The organism is Gordonia sp. NPDC003422 (genome assembly GCF_053588675.1).
Map to the genome: position 1 here is coordinate 88,570 of NZ_JBSFQL010000019.1, position 18,256 is coordinate 106,825.

Here is an 18,256-nt window from a genome sequence, read left to right on the forward strand (position 1 = left end):
GCTATTTGACGATCGCGCGGACCACCAGATCGGCGATCTCGTCGTCGGTGAGGGCGGTGTCGGGGATGAGCATCAGCGAGTAGATGGTGCGCACGAGGAACTCGGCAGCGCCGCGGGGATTCGGCGTCAGCTGGTCGCCGATCTGCGGCTCGATGTCGGGCAGGGTCTCGTTGACGATCTGGTGGATCAGCGTCGGGCCGCTGCCGGTCGAGGTTGAGACGAGCGCGCCGACGACCTCCTCCGGCTCGTTGCGCAGCACGTACTGCAGCGCCTCGTGCTCGCGGATGTAGGGCAGCACGTTTCTCACCTGAGCACGGACCTTGCCGGCCGCGTCGGACTCGGCGTCGGACCATTCGCGCAGCTTGACCCGCAGCAGCGAGACCTCGCGTTCGACGATCGCCGCGACCAGCGCGTCGCGACCGCCGAACATCCGGTAAGCGGTCGCACGTGCCACTCCCGCATGCCGCGCGACCGAGGTGAGGCTGAGTGCCTTGGCGCCGAAGCGCGACACCATCGCCACGCCGACGTCCACCATGCGGTCACGATCCATAGGAGAAACCGTATCCAACCGTTCGCGGCGCGCGTACCGCGGCCGGTCAGGAAGCAGTCGTGGTGGTTGTCGTCGTGGTGGTGTTGTGGGGTCGCGGGTTCGACGTCTGTGGTCGCGGCGCGCCGGTGGGCCGGACCGTCGTGGTCGTGGTGGTTGTCGTCGGGGTCGGGATCGGGTGGGTGTTACGCGTCGGACGGCCCTCGGGCGGCCGTTGACGCGTGGGCGGTCGGTGGTGCGTCGTGGTCGGGCGCTTCGGCGGAGTGAACGTCGGCCGCGGCGGGGCGACCGTGAACCGCACCCGGCGGTCCACCTCGGGGTAGCCCCGCGTCAGGCTTCGGCACGACACGAGGAACGAGCGCGGCACCCTCGGGGTGAGGCCGGCCGACACGCTTCCGCGGCGACCGGGGCCGAGGATGGTCGAGTCCAGCGGGTACTGCCGGCCTGCCGAGAACAGGTCACAGCGCACCGGAGTGCGTCGGTATCCGTTGTTACGCAAGAAGATCACCACGGTGTTGCGATCGGCCACGTAACTGCACGATGGGGCGGGGCCGCGGCCGGCGAACTGACCACAGTATTGCGGCCTCGGTGGTGGCGGTGCCGCGTCGGACGACGATGTGCCGACGATCGCCACGGTGCCCGCGGCACCTGTCGCGAGGGCGACGCCGACGATGATGCCGGTGGTGAGCTTGCGCATGTGTAGGGCTCCTCGGCCGATGACGGGTTGTCTCGCGCGGTCGACCCCCCGACGCCGCGCACTGAAGATTACCCGTCCCCACGTCCTCGGCTCAATGAAATGCGGCTGCTCAATGGAAGGAAGCGACGGGGAATGAAGCGACGGGGAATCAGATTGCGCGTGATGGCGACCCCGACGAGGCACAGCGCCCCGCCGATCAGCCCGGCCGTGGTCGGCAGTTCGCCGAGGAACAACCACGACATACCCACAACGATCGCCGGAACCACCAGGGTGGTCGCGGCCATGGTGCTCGCACGCGTACGGGCCAGCGCATATGCCCAGGTCGTGAAGGCAATCGCGGTGGGGCCCACGCCGAGGTAGATCAGCCACCACACCTCGGCAGTCTCGGCGCCGGCGAGTTCGGAGTAGGCGGTGGGGGCAAAAGGCAGCGTCACCACGAGACCGGCAAGCGCACCCAGCCACGTGGCGGTGAGGGCGTCGACGGTGTGCAGCGCCTCCTTCTGCAACAAGACGCCCATCGCGTAGAGGACCGCGGTCGCAAGGCCGAGCACGATGCCGAGCCAATCCGCGTGCGCACCGTTCGACGCCGACGGCCCCACCGCGATGAGCACCACACCCGAGAACGCGAGCGTCATGCCGACCACGAGGCCGCGCGGGAACCCGTCGCCCATGAATGCTCCCGCGTACACGGCCACCATGATCGGGGCCAGATTCACCAGCAGGGCGGCAGTGCCCGCGTCGAGGTGCTGCTCAGCCCAGTTGAGCAGCACCGTGTACAGCGCGAACCACGCGACGCCGTTAGCGATCACGAGTGCGAGCGCACGGCCCCGCGGGAACCACGGTGTGCCGCGGGTGCGCCACCGCACCGCGATGAGGATCACCGTCAACGGCACGACAGCGGCCAACAGCCGGCCGAATGCCATCGACCCCGGCGAGAACGTGTCACCGAGCGCGCGGATCGCGACGAAGGCCGACGCCCACAGCACCACCGTCACGAGCGCGGCGACAGACGGCAACAAGCGGGAGGTCATGTGCGCCATTGAAACCGACAGCACCGGGTGCCGTCGACTGGTGGCCCAGCAAGATGACTGAGATCGGGCCTGTGAGGGTGTTCCTCCGGGAATATCCCGAAGCTCGGCCCTGAGCGGCCCGATCTCAGTCACACCGCTGAGGGCGCCAAAAGTAGGGGATGAAAACTCGTCCCCTACCCTTGGTGTCTTCCCCCAGGAATTTCTAGCGGAAGACTATAAACCCCGGGGAGGAAGCTCTTCCCCTAGATTTTGCGGGCACGACGCCATGGTGTTTCCCCAGGTCAAAAGCCGACAACCGAAGTCTTCGGCTCAGACGGACAACTTCCGCAGTCGGGGTTCGAGGTCGCGTTGGAAGTACTCGAGGAACCGTCGCTGATCGTGTCCAGGGGCGTGGAAGACCAGATGGTTGAGTCCACAGTCGGTGTAGAACTTGACCTTCTCGACCGCCTCGTCGGGATCGGATGCGACGATCCACCGCTTGGCGACCTGCTCGATCGGGAGTTCGTCGGCGAGGCGTTCCATCTCGGTGGAGGAGTTGACGCTGTGCTTCTGTTCGGCGGTCAGCGACAACGGTGCCCAGAACCGGGTGTTCTCCAGGGCGAGTTCGGGATCCGGATCGTAGGAGATCTTGATCTCGATCATCCGGTCGATCGCGTCGAAGTCGCGCTCGGCCTTCTCCGCTCCTTCCTTGACCGCGGGAATCAGCTTCTCCTGGTAGAGGTCCGCCCCCTTGCCGGAGGTGCAGATGAAGCCGTCGCCGGCCCGTCCCGCATACCGTGCGACGACGGGTCCGCCGGCCGCCACGTAGACCGGGATCGGTTGTGAGGGAACGTCATACATGTACGCACCCTGGGTGTGGTAGTACTCGCCGTCGAAGTTGACCTCCTCGCCGGTCCACAGTTCGCGCATCAGCTTGATGGCCTCGCGCAGGCGCGCGAAGCGTTCCTTGAACTCGGGCCACTCGCCCTGGAATCCGGTGGCGTACTCGTTGAGCGCTTCGCCGGTGCCGACGCCGAGCATGATGCGGCCCGGGTACAGGCAGCCCATCGACGCGAAGGCCTGAGCGATGACGGCCGGGTTGTAGCGGAAGGTCGGGGTCATCACCGAGGTGCCGATCTGCACGCGCTTGGTGCGCTCACCGACCGCGGCCATCCACGCCAGCGAGAAGGGAGCATGGCCACCGTTGTGGCGCCAGGGCTGGAAGTGGTCGGAGACCGCGACCGAATCCATGCCGTGTTCCTCGGCGGCCACCGCGATCTCCACGAGCTCACGCGGGTCGAACTGCTCTGCCGACGCTTTGAAACCGAGTCTGAGTTCTGCCATGCCTCCAACCTACTCACGGAGGGTCGTCGGGCGTGACGGCGGCCACGTCGAAGCGCCCGGTCAACGGTGTTGGGCGCACGGTCAACGCGGCAGGAGTGGACTTCAAGTGAACTTGAAGTTCTAACCTGGCGGCATGAGCATGGAATCTGTCGCGTGGGACATGATGTACAAATCGTCGAACTCCCCGTCCGAGCGTCGTCTGCGGGGCGACCGGATGGCGACGCTGCGCCGCATCGGCGGGTTCGCCCGGCCGCATCGCCGACGCATCGCCGCATTCCTGGTGTTGTCGGTCTTCACCGCGGTGCTGACGGTGGTGACGCCACTGGTGGCCGGACGGGTGGTGAACCTGATCACCGCCGGCGCCGGGAGCGCAGCGAGCGGGCCGAATCACAACGGCGGGGATGGTTCGACGATCGTCGGGTTGGCGATGCTGATCGCGTTCATCGCCGTGGTGGAGGCGGCCGTCGGAGTCGTCGTCCGCTGGCTGTCGGCGAACATCGGTGAGGGTCTGATCCTGGATCTGCGTCGCGCCGTCTTCGACCACGTGCAGCGGATGCCGGTCGCGTTCTTCACCCGCACCCGCACCGGCGCTCTGGTGAGCCGGCTGAACAACGACGTCATCGGCGCGCAGCGAGCGTTCAGCGACACGCTATCGGGTGTGGTGTCCAACGCGGTGACCCTGGCGCTGACGCTCGGCGTGATGATCGCGATCAGCTGGCAGGTCACGCTCCTCGCATTGATCCTGTTGCCCATCTTCGTGATTCCCGCCCGGGCGATGGGTGGCCGGATGGCGGCACTGTCGCGGGAGGCGGCCGAGCACAACGCTCGGATGTCGACCCAGATGACCGAACGGTTCTCCGCGCCGGGTGCGACGCTGGTGAAGCTGTTCGGGCGTCCGGAAATCGAGTCGAAGGAGTTTTCCGGACGCGCAGATCGGGTGCGCGACATCGGAGTTCGACGCGCCATGCTGCAAGCAGCGTTCATGACCGCGCTCACCTTGGTGTCGGCTTTGGCGCTCGCCCTGGTCTACGGTCTCGGCGGTTGGCTGGCCGTACATCAGCATCTGTCGGCGGGCGCGGTGGTGTCGCTGGCACTCCTGCTCACCCGGATGTACGCGCCGCTGACCGCGCTCGCCAATGCACGGGTCGAGATCATGAGTGCGCTGGTCAGTTTCGAGCGCGTCTTCGAGGTGCTCGACCTCGAGCCGCTGGTCGCCGACCGGCCCGACGCGATCGACGTGCCCGGCGCGGAACTCAGCGGGGTCGTGCCCACCTCGGTGCGACTGTCCGACGTCTCGTTCGGGTACCCATCGGCCGACAAGGTGTCGCTCGCATCGCTGGAAGAGGTTGCCCAACTGGACAACCGGGGTGGCGAGACGATCCTGCACCACATCGACCTCGACGTCGCACCGGGACACATGCTGGCCCTGGTGGGCAGTTCCGGCGCGGGAAAGTCGACCATCGCGGGGCTGGTCACCCGGCTCTACGATGTCGACTCCGGATCGGTCCAACTCAACGGGGTCGACGTGCGAGATCTGAAGCTCGAATCGGTGCATCGCACCGTCGGGCTGGTGACCCAGGACGGCCATCTGTTCCACGACTCTATACGTGCGAATCTGGCTCTGGCACAACCCGATGTCACCGACGACGAGATCTGGGCAGCCCTACGGCGAGCACGGCTCGCCGAACTGGTGGAATCGTTACCCGAGGGCCTCGACACCGTCGTCGGCGAACGCGGGTACCGACTGTCGGGCGGCGAACGTCAGCGCATGACGATCGCGCGCATCCTGATCGCCCAGCCGTCGGTGGTGATCCTCGATGAGGCCACCGCACACCTGGATTCGACGTCGGAAGCCGCCGTCCAGGAGGCGCTGGCCGAAGCGCTCCACGGCCGCACGTCGATCGTCATCGCGCACCGCCTCTCCACGATCCGCGCGGCCGACGAGATCGTCGTCCTCGAGCAGGGCCAGATCGTCGAGCGTGGCGATCACCCGACGCTGCTCGCCCGCGGCGGACGCTACGCCGAGCTGTACCGCACCCAGTTCGCCGACGAGGTCACCGGTGAGCGGTGCTGCCCGGAGTCGTTGAGCGCCTGAGTATCTCGCCAGCCCTTCGAGGCTTGTCGACTTCGAGACAGGGGTGGCGTCGTGACCAGGGCAAATGCGCTACTTGCAGATCAGCGACCCACCGACCGCCTGCGCGGCGATCGTGGAGGCGGGAAGAGTGAAGCCGTCCAGAACGGACCGTCGATTCGCCGGTGCGTCTCCAAAAAAGTAGGGGAAGAAACTCTTCCCCTACCCTTGGAGTCCTCCCCGCGAATTATCTGGGGGACGACTCCGAACCTCGCGGAAGAAACTCTTCCCCTAGATTTTGCGAGCACGGCCATGACGTATTCCTGCAGTTCAGGAGGCCGAAGGCAGTACTCTTCGGATCAAGGAGCGCAAGGGGCTCTTCGCGCCGATCGCGCCTCAGGCGGCGAGTCTCAGTCGTCGAGGTCGTCGAGAGGGTCGATGAGACCGCGGCGCGGTTTCTTGCCCTCGACCACCGGCGGTGTGAGCTTGCGGCGACGGAACTGGAGGTAGATCAGCGCGATGTTCACCACGATGATCGCGATACCCAGTGCGACCCATAGCCATCGGCCGTCGCGCCACCAGGTGTAGGTGAGCGCGCCGACGCAGACCATCAGGATGATGGCGCCGACGATCGTGAGGATGCTCGCGAAATTCTGTGCGTTGCGCTGGTATTGGTGGTAAGTCATCGGAAGGCGTCCTTTCCGGTCAGGGCCTTGCCGATCATCAGCTGGTGCATCTCGCTGGTTCCCTCGTAGGTCAGTACGGATTCGAGGTTGTTCGCGTGCCGGATCACCGGGTACTCGAGGGTGATCCCGTTGGCGCCCAGTATCGTTCGGCATTCGCGCGCGATCGCGATGGCCTCCCGGACGTTGTTGAGTTTGCCGAGGCTGATCTGCTCGGGACGCAGGCCGCCGGCGTCCTTGCGTCGGCCCAGATGAAGGGCGAGCAACTGCGCCTTGCCGACCTCGAGTGCCATGTCGGCCAGTTTGACCTGGGTGATCTGGTAGCCGGCGAGAGCCTTGTCGAACACTTCGCGGTCACCCGCGTAATCGATTGCGGCCTCCAGGCAATCGCGCGCGGCGCCCACCGCGCCGAAGACGATGCCGAACCGCGCCTCGTTGAGGCAGCTGAGCGGTCCCTTGAGTCCCTCGACCTCCGGCAGCATGGCCGACGCCGGAAGACGGACGTCCTCGAGCACCAACTCGGCGGTGACCGACGCCCGCAACGACATCTTGTGTTTGATCTCGATACCGCGGAAACCTGGTGTGTCCGTGGGCACCACGAAGCCGCGGATGCCGCGCGACCCTTCACCGAGGTCGGTGCGGGCCCAGACCACGGCGACGTCGGCGACACTGCCGTTGGTGATCCACATCTTGGCGCCGTTGAGAATCCAGTCGTCGCCGTCGCGTTTCGCGGTGGTACGCATGCCCGCCGGGTTGGAGCCGAAATCGGGTTCGGTGAGCCCGAAGCAGCCGATCGCCTCCCCCTTCGCCATGCGGGGCAACCACTCGTCGCGCTGTTCGTCGCTACCGAAGGCACGGATCGCGAACATCGACAACGACCCCTGCACCGAGACGAAACTCCGCAGCCCGGAGTCCACGGCTTCGAGTTCGAGACATGCGAGACCGTAGGCGGTCGCCGACGTCCCGGCACACCCATACCCGTCCAGGTGCATGCCGAACAGACCGAGCTCACCGAGTTCGAGAGCGAGGTCACGCACCGGCAACGCGCCGTCCTCGAACCACCCGGCGACATGAGGCCGGAGGCGGCGGGCGCCGAACTCGCGGACGGTGTCGACGATGGCGCGCTCTTCGTCGTCGATGAGCACATCGAGCGCGAACAGTTCTTCAACGGACTGTGCGGACATCTGTCTCCTCAGTTCTGCAGCACGATCGACACCGCGATCGCAACGGCCACCACCACTATCGCAGCGACCACGAACAGCACTTGAGATGGCCCCGGCATCGGGCCGCCGCGTTCGAGTGCGTTGGTGACCCGGCGCCAGCGCCACGCGCCGATGATCGTGACCACGCAGCCCAGCGCGACCATAATGAGCCCCAGCGAGGTCTCCACGATGGTGTCGGTGACATCGGGTGCGATGTAGACGATCGCGACACCGCCCGCCAGAAATCCGAGGGCGGTTCGGATCCAGGCCAGCAGGGTGCGTTCGGCCGCGAGGCTGAACCGGGCGTCGACTGCGCCGGGGACAGCCGATCCGGATTCGCGGTCGTCCTCAGCCGGCCCGTTCGGTTCGGTCGTCAGCGTTCTTGCCCTCTCTCATCGCCTGGACCACGAATGCGGCGGTCACCTCGATGGCGTGCAATGTGTCCGGATGGTGCACGGCGAGCACTGGGAACGCGTGTACCTGCCACGAGTAGCTGTGGACCGCGGCGTCGACGCCTGCTTCGTCGAGCCCTTCGACCAACTCGATGGCGTCGGGCTCGAGCAGTTCGTTCTCGGCGGTGATGAGCACCGTCGGCGGAAAATCCTCCGCTGCGATGTCCCGGATGCGCCGGACGCCGGTCAACGGGACCGGCCCACGGTCGAACAGCGACTCGAGCTTGCGCATCTTGGACAGCGGAATGTAGGCGTCCGAACGGCTGGAGCGGTCGGGGTTGTCGGCGATGTCGAGGTCGAGCAGCGGCGAGAAGCCGATCAGCGCGACCGGCGCCGGGAGGTCGCGTTCCGCGGCCGCCTCGACGATCTTCGCGGCCAGGAAACCACCCGCCGAGTCGCCGGCCACGACCACCCGCCGGTAGCCACGTTCGGTCAGCAGTTCGGTGTAGGCGGCGACCGCGTCGGCCACCGATGCCCCCACCCCCGCGTTGGGGAGCTGCCGGTATTCGAGTGAGAACACCGGGATCTCGCAGGAGCGCGCCATCCGGGCCGCGATCGAGCGGTGGGTGCCGAGTCCGCAGACGACGAACGCACCGCCGTGCAGGTAGAGCATGGCGGTGTCACTGTCCCGGCGTGACGGTCCCGCCGGGACGATCAGCTCGACGGGACGGTCGGCGAGGGTCATCTGCTCGCGAACCACGCCGCGCGGCTTTGGCCCGACTGCGAACAGCAGGTCGATGAGAAACAGTCCGGCCATCCCGGTCTTGTTCAGCGGCCACAGTGCGAGGGTGGGCTTCAACAACAGCCTGGTGCCCAGCCACATCGGGTACGACCGGAGACTCGGCTTGCGGTGTTCCACGATCGGCATTCGTCTCCTCCTGACCCAACCGGCGGCAGAAATCCCTGTGGCGGAAATCTTCGAGGATCTCTTGTCGGGACCCTGTGGTGAAACTACACCCGCATGCCGCGAGAGGCCGCGAAATACGGCCGGTTTCGGGCGGAAGGTCACCGTCGGCGACGGTCGAGACACGGACCACGACACCCGCCGTTCGCACTGGTGGGCTATATTCTCGAACTCGTGTCGAGATGGTGGCGGTGACCGTGCGGATACCCGAGCAATTCTTGCTGTCTGCGCAGGCCAGCGCGCCGAGGACGCTGTGCGATGTGTTGACCGAGACAGCGATGAACTTCCCCGATGCACCGGCCATCGACGACGGTGATCAAGTTCTCAGCTACACGCAGTTGCTCGCCGTCGTCCGCCGGGCGGCCGCGCGACTCGGCGACGCGGGCGTGGGGCGGGGATCGCGCGTCGGAATCCGTATGCCGTCGGGCTCGCGTGATCTCTACGTGGCGATCCTGTCGACGCTCTACGCCGGCGCCGCGTACGTGCCGGTCGACGCCGACGACCCCGACGAACGCGCCGCCCTGGTCTTCGGCGAGGCGGCCGTGGACGCGATCGCCGACGCCGACGGCATCCACGCCACCGGCAACGGCGCGGGCGATCACGGTGGTCCGGAGTACCCCACGGTGGACGACGACGCGTGGATCATCTTCACCTCGGGCTCCACCGGTACCCCCAAGGGCGTGGCCGTCAGCCACCGCAACGCAGCCGCCTTCGTCGACGCCGAGGCGCGGATGTTCTTGCAGGACAACCCGATCGGCCCTGGCGACCGGGTCCTCGCGGGGCTCTCGGTCGCGTTCGACGCATCGTGCGAAGAGATGTGGCTGGCCTGGCGTAACGGGGCCTGCCTGGTGCCTGCGCCCCGGTCACTGGTCCGCAGCGGCATGGATCTCGGCCCGTGGCTGGTGCAGCGCGACATCACCGTCGTCTCGACCGTCCCGACCCTCGCGTCGCTGTGGCCGCCGGAAGCCCTCGAAGCCGTCCGGCTGCTGATCTTCGGCGGCGAGGCCTGCCCGCCCGAACTGGCCGAACGACTCGCCGTCGGCGACCGCGAAGTATGGAACACCTACGGCCCCACCGAGGCCACCGTGGTGGCCTGCGCTGCACCGCTCACCGGCACGCCGCCCGTCCGGATCGGGCTACCGCTGGCCGGGTGGGATCTCGCCGTCGTCGGGCCCGACGACAACCCGGTCGCCGAAGGTGAGGTCGGTGAACTGATCATCGGCGGCGTCGGACTCGCCCGGTACCTCGATCCCGCCAAGGACGCCGAAAAGTACGCTCCCATGCCGACGCTCGGCTGGGAGCGCGCCTACCGCAGCGGCGACCTCGTCCGCCTCGATCCCGCCGGTCTGGTGTTCATGGGACGGGCCGACGATCAGGTCAAGGTGGGCGGTCGGCGCATCGAACTCGGAGAAATCGACAATGCGCTGCAACATCTTCCGGGAGTGTCAGGCGCGGCCGCGGCGGTCCGGCGGTCGGCGGCCGGCAACAGTCTCCTCGTCGGATACCTGGTGTCCGCGGACCCCGACTTCGATCTGAAACGAGCACGCGACGAACTGGCCCGAGCACTGCCCGCCGCGATGGTGCCGAGACTGGCCGTCGTCGACGAATTGCCCACGCGCACATCAGGAAAGGTCGACCGCGACGCTCTGCCCTGGCCGCTGCCCGGCGCACCCGCCGACGAGGCCGCACCCACACTCGACGAACACACGGCGTGGCTCGCGCAGTGCTGGACCGACGTCCTCGGCGTGACGATCACCCACCCCGACGCCGATTTCTTCGCCGAGGGCGGCGGCTCGCTGTCGGCCGCGCAGCTGGTCACGGCCGTGCGCGCCCGGTACCCCGACATCACGGTTGCCGACCTCTACGACCACCCGCGGCTGGGTTCGATGTCGGAGATGCTGGCCGCGCGCCGGCCGGCCGCGGTCGTCGTCGAACGCGACGTGACTCCGACCCCGCGCAGCACCGGTCTGGCCCAGATCCTGCTGTCGGTCCCGCTCACCACTCTCACCGGCCTGCAGTGGGCCACCTGGCTGGGCGTCGTCAACAATGTGGCGATCCTGGTCACCGACCGCGTCGACCGTTCGGTGCCCTGGCTGATCGAGGTCAACTGGGGGGTACTGCTGGCGGCCTTCCTGATCTTCATCACCCCGCCGGGCCGGATGCTGATCGCGGCGGCCGGCGCGCGCCTGCTGCTCTCCGGGGTGGGACCGGGCAACTACCCGCGCGGCAGTGGCGTGCATTTGCGGCTCTGGGTCGCCGAACGCCTCCTCGACGCCAGTGGCGCGGCCAACCTGTCGGGTGCGCCGTGGATGATCTACCTGGCGCGCGCGCTCGGCGCCCAGATCGGGCGGGGCGTCGACCTGCACACGATCCCGCCGGTGACCGGGTTGCTGACCGTCGGCGAAGGTGCATCGGTGGAACCCGAGGTGGACCTGTCGGGCTGGTGGATCGACGGCGACGTGGTCCACATCGGTGCGATCGAGATCAAACGCGGGGCATCCATCGGCGCCCGTTCGACCCTGATGCCCGGCTCGGTGGTCGGACGCGACGCCGAAGTCGAGCCGGGTTCGGCCGTGTTCGGCCGGGTCAAGGCACGACAGCAGTGGGCGGGCTCCCCGGCCGTCAAGGTCGGCAAGGCCGATCATCCGTGGCCCGACCATCGCCCCGAACGCAGTCCGTTCTGGGTACCCGTCTACGGGCTGTCCTCGCTGGTGCTGGCCGCCATCCCGCTGATCTCGCTGGGCGCCGGTCTGGCGGTGATCGGTACGTGGGCGCTGCACGCGGACCGATTGCGTGACGTCGGACGTCGGGCACTGATCCTCCTGCCCGCCGCCACCCTGACGAGTCTCCTGGTGTTCGCCGTCATCACCGTCGTCCTGGTGCGCCTCCTCTCGCTGCGGCTGGAGAAGGGCTACTACCCGGTGCGGTCGAGGGTCGGCTGGCAGGTGTGGATGACCGAGCGGCTCCTGGACTCGGCCCGCACCTACCTGTTCCCGCTGTACGCGAGCCTGCTGACCCCGGGCTGGTTCCGACTCCTCGGGGCCAAGGTGGGCACCGGCACCGAGATCTCCACGGCACTGGTGCTGCCCAAGTTCACGACGATCGGCGACGGCGCGTTCCTCGCCGACGACACCATGGTCGCGTCGTACGAGTTGGGCGGCGGCTGGCTGCACATCGACGAGGCGAAGATCGGCAAACGCTCGTTCCTCGGCAACTCGGGTATGACCGCACCCGGCCGCAAGGTGCCCAAGAACGGTCTCGTCGCGGTGCTCTCGGCGACCCCGGACCGCGCAAAGTCGGGGTCGAGTTGGCTGGGCAGTCCCCCCGTTCGGCTGCGTCGTACCGCCGCCGAGACCGACACGTCACGCACCTTCGATCCGCCGATGCGACTGAAGGTGGCGCGCGCGGTGATCGAGACGCTGCGGCTGGTGCCGGTGATGGTGTCCTTCGGCCTCGGTATCTTCATGCTGCTCGGGCTGCAGTACATCGCGAGCCAGTCGCACTACGGGATCGCCGCGCTGGTGTCGGGGCTGATCCTGCTCGTCGCCGGCATGTGCGCCTGCTGCATCGCGGCGTGCGCGAAGTGGCTGGTCGTCGGGCGTATCACCGTCAGCGAGCACCCGCTGTGGAGTTCGTTCGTGTGGCGCAACGAGCTGTCGGACGCCTTTGTGGAGACGGTTGCCGCACCGTGGTTCGCCAACGCGGCCACCGGAACCCCGATCCTCAACCTGTGGCTGCGGATGCTCGGTGCGCACATCGGGCGGGGAGTCTGGTGCGAGACCTACTGGCTGCCCGAGGCCGACCTGGTCAGCCTCGGCGACGGCGCAACGGTCCAACGCGGCTGCGTGGTGCAGACCCACCTGTTCCACGACCGCGTGATGGCCATCGACCGCGTCGTCCTGGAAGCCGGTGCGACGCTGGGTCCGCACTGCGTCGCGCTACCGGCGTCCGGCCTCGGCGAATCGGCGACCGTCGGACCCGCGTCGCTGGTGATGCGAGGCGACGTGGTGCCTGCCCACACCCGCTGGCAGGGCAACCCGATCGCACCGTGGGATGGGGACTGAGCGCTGCGGGTGTCGGGTCAGGGAGCGGGTGCGGCGTCGACCTTCTTCGGCAGGGTCAGAAGGGTGACGACGCTGATGATCATCAGCATGATTCCGGCGATCCAGGTCAGGACGAAGAGCGAGGCCTGCGACGCCACGATCATCACGATGCCGGCGAGGATCGCGATGACGCCGGACAGCACCAGGAACCAGGTGGGTGCGTGTCCCGATTTCGAGACGGCGCCGTACAGATCCGCCACGCCCTGGAAGATCCAGCCGATGCCGATGAAGAGCGCCAGGAGCCAGATGGCATCTTCGGGGCTGAACAGCGCGAAGATCCCGGCCAGCAGCACGATCACGCCCATGATGCCGAGCAGGAACCGAATTCCGCCACTGAGGAATGTCGCGGCGAATGCCTGGTAGATGCGGAAGATGCCCGCGATGATCAGCGAGATCGCGAACAGGATCGCGACCGTCAGGACGGCGGCGGGCGTCCAGATGACGGCGATGAGGCCGAGCACGATGCCGATGATGGCGGTCACGATCATCGCGGTGCGCACGGCGCCGATGAGTTCGTCGGGGAATTGTTTGGTGTAGACGGCGAAGGTCATGGCGGAGAGATTATCCCGTGCAGACGCCGGAGGGCGGTGAATTCTTGCCCAACTCGCCTGGGACCGCCCGAGAAGGGTGAGAAGGCGACCGGGTAGGAACTATGTGTGGTCACCATCGCATTCTTCGAACGCCGCGACTCCGCTGCGCATCCCGACGTCGAACTCCTGCATCCGACGCGCTTCTCCCGCAGCCTGTGGGTGCCCGGCACGCTGAACGGTCCGGCCGTGTGCGCGATCGCCGCGCGGCATACCGAGAAGGCACACGGCGAGGAAGGTTTTCGGCCGGCGCGGTTCACGATCGACCTTTTCAAGGCGGCACGTGAACAACCGACGACCACTCGTGGCCGACTCCTCCGCTCCGGTGGCCGGATCCGGGTCGCGGAGGTCGAGGTGGTCCAGTTCGCTACCGAAGACACCCTCGACGACGGGGTCGTCGTCGCACGCGGCACCACGGTGTTCCTCAAGGAGTCGGCCAATCCGCCCGGCGACCGCTGGGTGCGGCCCGACGATGCGGTGACCTTCACCCCACCCGACGTGTCCGACGACGACTACTTCCCCCGGTTCTCCTCGGATGGCCCTGGCACACCGGTCGGTCCGTGGAACTCCGACATGGCCACCCACCAGGACGGATATCGCAAACGTCTGTGGTCGCGGGCGGCGCCGGCCGTAGCGGGCGAGCCGCTGACCCCGTTTCAGCAGGCGGTGATCAGTGCCGAGTCGACCAGCCTGGTCTGCAACTGGGGAACCACCGGCATCGGGTTCATCAACTGCGACCTCACCGTCGCCCTGGCTCGGCTGCCCGAGGGGCCGCGGGTGGGCGTGGAGGCCGACGCGCACGTCGAGAACGACGGCATCTCGGTCAGCACTTCCGGGCTCTATGACCGAAACGGGATGATCGGCACCGCGACGGTCACCGCGGTGAACAATGCCGCGGCCGAGATCGACTTCACCACCGCGAACAGCTCTGGACGCTACCGAGACGCGTGAGAAATCGGACATTTCGGTACCGGAAGTCGTATCGCCGCGCGCGCACCACACCGCGGCCTTGATATGGTCTCGCCATGAAACGGAGCCTCGCCCGACTGCGCGTGGGATTGGCCGTGACCGGCCTGGCCACAGCCATGACGCTCGGACTCAGCGTGAACCCCCAGGTCGCGTCGGCCGCCAATGCCGCTGGTCCGGCATCGATCGTGTCCCGCCTGACCGGCCCATTCGCCCAGAACGACACCATCGGCCGATACAACATCTTCGGCACCGACCTGGGCATCATGTGGGACAACGGGCACGGCGAGATCCTCACCGCCTTCGGTGACACCCAGTCGATCAACGGCTGGTCGTGGCTGTACGGGCAGTTGTTCTACTGGCGCTCCAATGTTCTGCTGCGCAGCAACGACCGCTACCTCGCCGACGGCATGACCTTCACCGGACATTCGGGTCCGCCCGGACATGCCAAGCGCCTCCTCAAGCCGAACGTGCGCAAGGAGATCACCATCATCCCGACCGCGGGCATCGCGGCGAACGGCGCGCAGTACATGACGGTGATGTCGGTGAAGAACTGGGGCAGCCCCGGAAACTGGCTGACCAACTGGTCGGCGCTGGTGAAATCCACCGACAACGGTCGTAACTGGAAGCCGGTCAACGCCTTCCGGCCCAACGGCGGCGGCAACAAGAAGTTCCAGATGGGCGCCTTCCTGAAGGTCGGCAAGACGCTGTACTACTACGGCACTCCCGACGGCCGGTGGGGTTCGGTGTACCTCGCCCGCGTCGAGGAATCCGATATCGAGAAGCTCGGCCGCTGGGAGTACCTCTCCTACGGAAAGTGGCTGCGCAACAACCCGGATGCGGCGACCCCGATCATGGCCCGTCCGAACGGCGAACTGTCCGTCGCATGGAACGACTACCTCGGCAAGTACATCTCGCTGGCACAGGGCGATCTCGGCGTGAAACTGCGGACCGCCGACCGGCCGGAAGGGCCATGGTCCTCCGGCGAACTGGTCATCCCGAGCGCCGACCCCTACACCGGTTACGCGCCCTACATCCACCCGTGGTCCAAGGGCAGCACGCTGTACTTCACCTACTCGATCTCGCTGGGCTACCAGGTGTACCTCATGCGCCTGCCACTCAAGAAGTAGGCGAGGCGAACTACGACGACGCTGGGCTCCCGGAAGAATCCGGGAGCCCAGCGTCGTTCTGTCGTCAGGCGAGGCCGAGCATCCGCCTCATCTGTGCGATCTCCCGCTGCTGCGCTGATTTGATCTGCGCCGCAAGAGTTTTCGACGCAGGATCGGAGCCCTCGCGGAGTTCGGTGTCCGCCATGGCGACGGCACCCTCGTGGTGGCGGATCATGGCCTGCAACCACAATCGGTCGAACTGCTCGCCCGACGCGGTGCGCATCGCCGACATCTCGGCGGCCGACATCATGCCGGGCATTGCCTGGTGACCTCCGTGTCCGGCGTGATCACCCGTGGGCGGCTCGACGCCCCAGGACCGCAGACGCGCAGTCATCTGGTCGATCTCTGGCTGCTGCGCGCCTTTGATCGCGGTCGCCAGAGCGATCAGTTCGGCGTTGCCGGTCCGACCGGTCACGAGATCAGCCATGTCGAGGGCCTGTTCGTGGTGCGGGATCATCCCGGTCGTGAATCGGACGTCGGCGTCGTTGTGCGGCGCCGCCTGCGAGACGGCCGTCGAACTCGACGGCCCGGCCGGCGAACCGGAGTTCGCGCAGCCGGCGACTCCGAACGCGACGGTCGCGGCCAGTGCCGCTGCGAGCACAGCGCTGCGATGAGATAGGTGATGCATGGTCGAACTTCCTTACGAGACAAGTGTTTCTGCTGATTTCGGGCATGACTGATTTCGGGCATGACAAAGTGACCGGAGTACATCCGGTCGTTTCGTGATGCTCAGCAGCGAATCACCTGGAGCTCGAGATGCGTGCGTATCGCCCACGGGGGTGGTCTGCCGAGGACGTGGACCGCCGGGAATCCGCGTCGACACAGACCGGCGGCGAGCAGGAACGCCCAGACGAGCAACACCAGGACCACGACCGGCGGATCCGCGTCGTCGGCCCGGACGAAACTGCAGGGGTGACCGTGTGCGTCGCAGTGGTCCCCTGGCCCCATCGAATCGTCCGCGCTCGACACCACTGCGGTGAGAGTCGGTACGCCTGGGGTCGGGGTATGCGGGGCCGGTGTGTTTGGGGTCTGTGTGTTTGGGGTCTGGGCATGCGCGGTGTGGTCGACGTGCGTAGGTGACACCGCGTGGGACCCGCGCCCGTGATCCGCACACACCGCCACGACCACGTGCATGAGAGGGATGGCGACGACCAGCGCTATGAGAACGACGGGCCAGGCCCGCGGGAGGTGTCGTCGCACGGTCGTGATGCTACGCACTACGACGTCGCGGCGACCTTGTCGGCCGCGGACTCGTCGTCGGAGGCACGGGCCGCTTCCTCGGCGAGTCGCTTCTGCCGGGGTATCAGCCAGGTCCGGTCGGCCACGCGATACGCCACGATCACGATGGCGGCCAGGCCCCAGCCGAGCAGGATGTCGAAGACGTAGTGCTCGGCGGTGTAGACCAGCGCGAAGGCCATGGCGAGCGGGTAGGCCATGAACAGCACTTTTCCGAGTGCCTTGACGCGCGGCCACATGAACAGGGCCAACAGCATGCTCAATCCCGCGTGCAGCGACGGTATCGCCGCGACCAGGTTCGACTTGCCCTGTCCGACCTCGACCAGGCTCGACGCCACGGCGATGCCGAGGAAGTCCCACCCACGCGACGAGATCCGCTCGACGTACGGATTGGCCCCCTCGTGTGTCGGCTCCACGTCGCCGAGCAGGTTGTCCTCGACCGGACCGGCCAGTTGGTACATGCAGGGCGGGTCGTGCGGATGGTCGACGACGTCGGCCGCCGTGCACTTCGCCGCCGCCCACGGTGGAGCCGCGGGCACCAGCGTGTAGCCGATCAGCGCGAGGAACGATGTCGCGATGAAGCACGCGGCGTAGCGCCGCCAGGCCATGCGGTCCCGGAGCCACAGCACCCCGGCCACCGCGTACGGGATGACGAAGAACGACATGTAGACGATGCTGACCACGACCTCCCACCATGGCGCGGTGGGTTCCTTCAGATGCGTCTGCAACCACACGGTGGGGTTGACCCCGAACATCCACTGGTCGACGTCGACAGCCAGGTGCCACTGCACCGGCATGTCGATGGCCTGCGCGAAGTTGCGGACCAGGTCGTAGAGGATCAGGATCAGCGCGAACGGCAGCCAGTCGATGATCACGGTGATCGCCTTGCGCCGGCCGATACATCCGGCCAGCAGACCAAGGCACATCAGGATGATCAGGCTGGTCCGATCGATGGCGAGCCCCTCCAGCAGGAATTCGCCGATCAGCAGGATCACCCACGCACCGATCGCGATCCGTCGGACCACGGTCAGGTCACGTCGCTTCTCCGGCTCGGCCTCCATCTCGGCGGCGGCGGCGAAATCATCGAGGATCGGTTCCAGGCCAGGGATCGGTTCGGGTGCCGAAGAATCTGGGGTAGGGGGATCTGCTCGAGACTCACCGACTGTGTCGTCCACACTCACCGAAGAAGTTCCTGCCCGTCACACCCCGCGGGGCACCCACCCTCGTAACCTGCCGTCAGTCTAGTGGCCATCGGGGGTTCGTCGAGGGGCCACCTGTCGGCTGC

16 protein-coding genes are annotated in these 18,256 nt (G+C 67.1%); 4 read left to right on the forward strand and 12 right to left on the reverse strand.

Translation table 11 applies throughout. The annotated features are described in order from the left end of the window. Position 1: 1 nt before the first annotated feature. From ACWDTF_RS16825 to fgd, 4 genes are all read right to left on the reverse strand, one after another. On the reverse strand, positions 2-550 hold the full coding sequence (locus ACWDTF_RS16825) for a TetR/AcrR family transcriptional regulator (RefSeq protein ID WP_240860610.1): 549 nt from the start codon (positions 548-550) through the stop codon (positions 2-4). 46 nt (positions 551-596) lie between these two features. Next, the gene (locus ACWDTF_RS16830; RefSeq protein WP_240860608.1) at positions 597-1,244 is read right to left on the reverse strand and encodes a hypothetical protein; all 648 of its coding nucleotides are present in this window, start codon (positions 1,242-1,244) and stop codon (positions 597-599) included. Positions 1,245-1,312: 68 nt separating this feature from the next. Further along, the gene (locus tag ACWDTF_RS16835) at positions 1,313-2,275 is read right to left on the reverse strand and encodes a DMT family transporter (protein ID WP_449754698.1); all 963 of its coding nucleotides are present in this window, start codon (positions 2,273-2,275) and stop codon (positions 1,313-1,315) included. A 309-nt stretch (positions 2,276-2,584) separates the two neighbouring features. Continuing rightward, positions 2,585-3,598: a glucose-6-phosphate dehydrogenase (coenzyme-F420) gene (gene fgd / locus ACWDTF_RS16840; RefSeq protein ID WP_355279737.1), complete on the reverse strand. Its 1,014-nt coding sequence runs from the start codon at positions 3,596-3,598 to the stop codon at positions 2,585-2,587. Between the two features lie 133 nt (positions 3,599-3,731). Here fgd and ACWDTF_RS16845 point away from each other — a divergent pair, with 133 nt between their 5' ends. Then, the gene (locus ACWDTF_RS16845; protein WP_449754699.1) at positions 3,732-5,693 is read left to right on the forward strand and encodes an ABC transporter ATP-binding protein; all 1,962 of its coding nucleotides are present in this window, start codon (positions 3,732-3,734) and stop codon (positions 5,691-5,693) included. A 386-nt stretch (positions 5,694-6,079) separates the two neighbouring features. Here the strand turns inward: ACWDTF_RS16845 and ACWDTF_RS16850 are convergent, their stop codons facing one another. From ACWDTF_RS16850 to ACWDTF_RS16865, 4 genes are read right to left on the reverse strand one after another with little or no spacing between them, the layout of a single operon-like run. Continuing rightward, entirely contained in the window at positions 6,080-6,355 is a 276-nt protein-coding gene (locus ACWDTF_RS16850) for a hypothetical protein (protein WP_240860601.1), read from the reverse strand. After that, positions 6,352-7,536 (reverse strand): acyl-CoA dehydrogenase family protein, encoded by a 1,185-nt coding sequence (locus tag ACWDTF_RS16855; protein WP_355279741.1) that lies wholly within the window; start codon positions 7,534-7,536, stop codon positions 6,352-6,354. Before ACWDTF_RS16855 ends, ACWDTF_RS16850 begins: the two co-directional genes overlap by 4 nt. 8 nt (positions 7,537-7,544) lie before the next feature. Then, the gene (locus ACWDTF_RS16860; protein WP_240860688.1) at positions 7,545-7,931 is read right to left on the reverse strand and encodes a YidH family protein; all 387 of its coding nucleotides are present in this window, start codon (positions 7,929-7,931) and stop codon (positions 7,545-7,547) included. Then, positions 7,903-8,874 (reverse strand): alpha/beta hydrolase, encoded by a 972-nt coding sequence (locus ACWDTF_RS16865; RefSeq protein WP_240860598.1) that lies wholly within the window; start codon positions 8,872-8,874, stop codon positions 7,903-7,905. Before ACWDTF_RS16865 ends, ACWDTF_RS16860 begins: the two co-directional genes overlap by 29 nt. 218 nt (positions 8,875-9,092) lie before the next feature. Here ACWDTF_RS16865 and ACWDTF_RS16870 point away from each other — a divergent pair, with 218 nt between their 5' ends. Continuing rightward, positions 9,093-12,974, forward strand: a complete 3,882-nt coding sequence (locus ACWDTF_RS16870; RefSeq protein ID WP_449754700.1) for a Pls/PosA family non-ribosomal peptide synthetase — start codon at positions 9,093-9,095, stop codon at positions 12,972-12,974. A 17-nt stretch (positions 12,975-12,991) separates the two neighbouring features. Here ACWDTF_RS16870 and ACWDTF_RS16875 read toward each other — a convergent pair whose 3' ends face one another. Beyond that, positions 12,992-13,564: an HdeD family acid-resistance protein gene (locus ACWDTF_RS16875; protein WP_449754701.1), complete on the reverse strand. Its 573-nt coding sequence runs from the start codon at positions 13,562-13,564 to the stop codon at positions 12,992-12,994. A 105-nt stretch (positions 13,565-13,669) separates the two neighbouring features. Between ACWDTF_RS16875 and ACWDTF_RS16880 the strand changes: the two genes are divergently transcribed. Beyond that, a complete protein-coding gene (locus ACWDTF_RS16880; RefSeq protein WP_449754702.1) occupies positions 13,670-14,551 on the forward strand; it encodes an acyl-CoA thioesterase domain-containing protein in 882 nt (293 codons plus the stop codon). Positions 14,552-14,625: 74 nt separating this feature from the next. Next, the gene (locus ACWDTF_RS16885) at positions 14,626-15,696 is read left to right on the forward strand and encodes a DUF4185 domain-containing protein (protein ID WP_449754703.1); all 1,071 of its coding nucleotides are present in this window, start codon (positions 14,626-14,628) and stop codon (positions 15,694-15,696) included. Positions 15,697-15,760: 64 nt separating this feature from the next. Here ACWDTF_RS16885 and ACWDTF_RS16890 read toward each other — a convergent pair whose 3' ends face one another. The 3 genes from ACWDTF_RS16890 to ACWDTF_RS16900 form a co-directional block, all read right to left on the reverse strand. Continuing rightward, positions 15,761-16,363, reverse strand: coding sequence for a DUF305 domain-containing protein (locus ACWDTF_RS16890; protein ID WP_240860593.1), 603 nt, complete (start codon positions 16,361-16,363; stop codon positions 15,761-15,763). Between the two features lie 101 nt (positions 16,364-16,464). Beyond that, positions 16,465-16,707: a hypothetical protein gene (locus tag ACWDTF_RS16895; RefSeq protein WP_240860591.1), complete on the reverse strand. Its 243-nt coding sequence runs from the start codon at positions 16,705-16,707 to the stop codon at positions 16,465-16,467. Positions 16,708-16,952: 245 nt separating this feature from the next. Further along, entirely contained in the window at positions 16,953-18,152 is a 1,200-nt protein-coding gene (locus ACWDTF_RS16900; protein ID WP_355277906.1) for a phosphatase PAP2 family protein, read from the reverse strand. Positions 18,153-18,256: the final 104 nt, after the last annotated feature.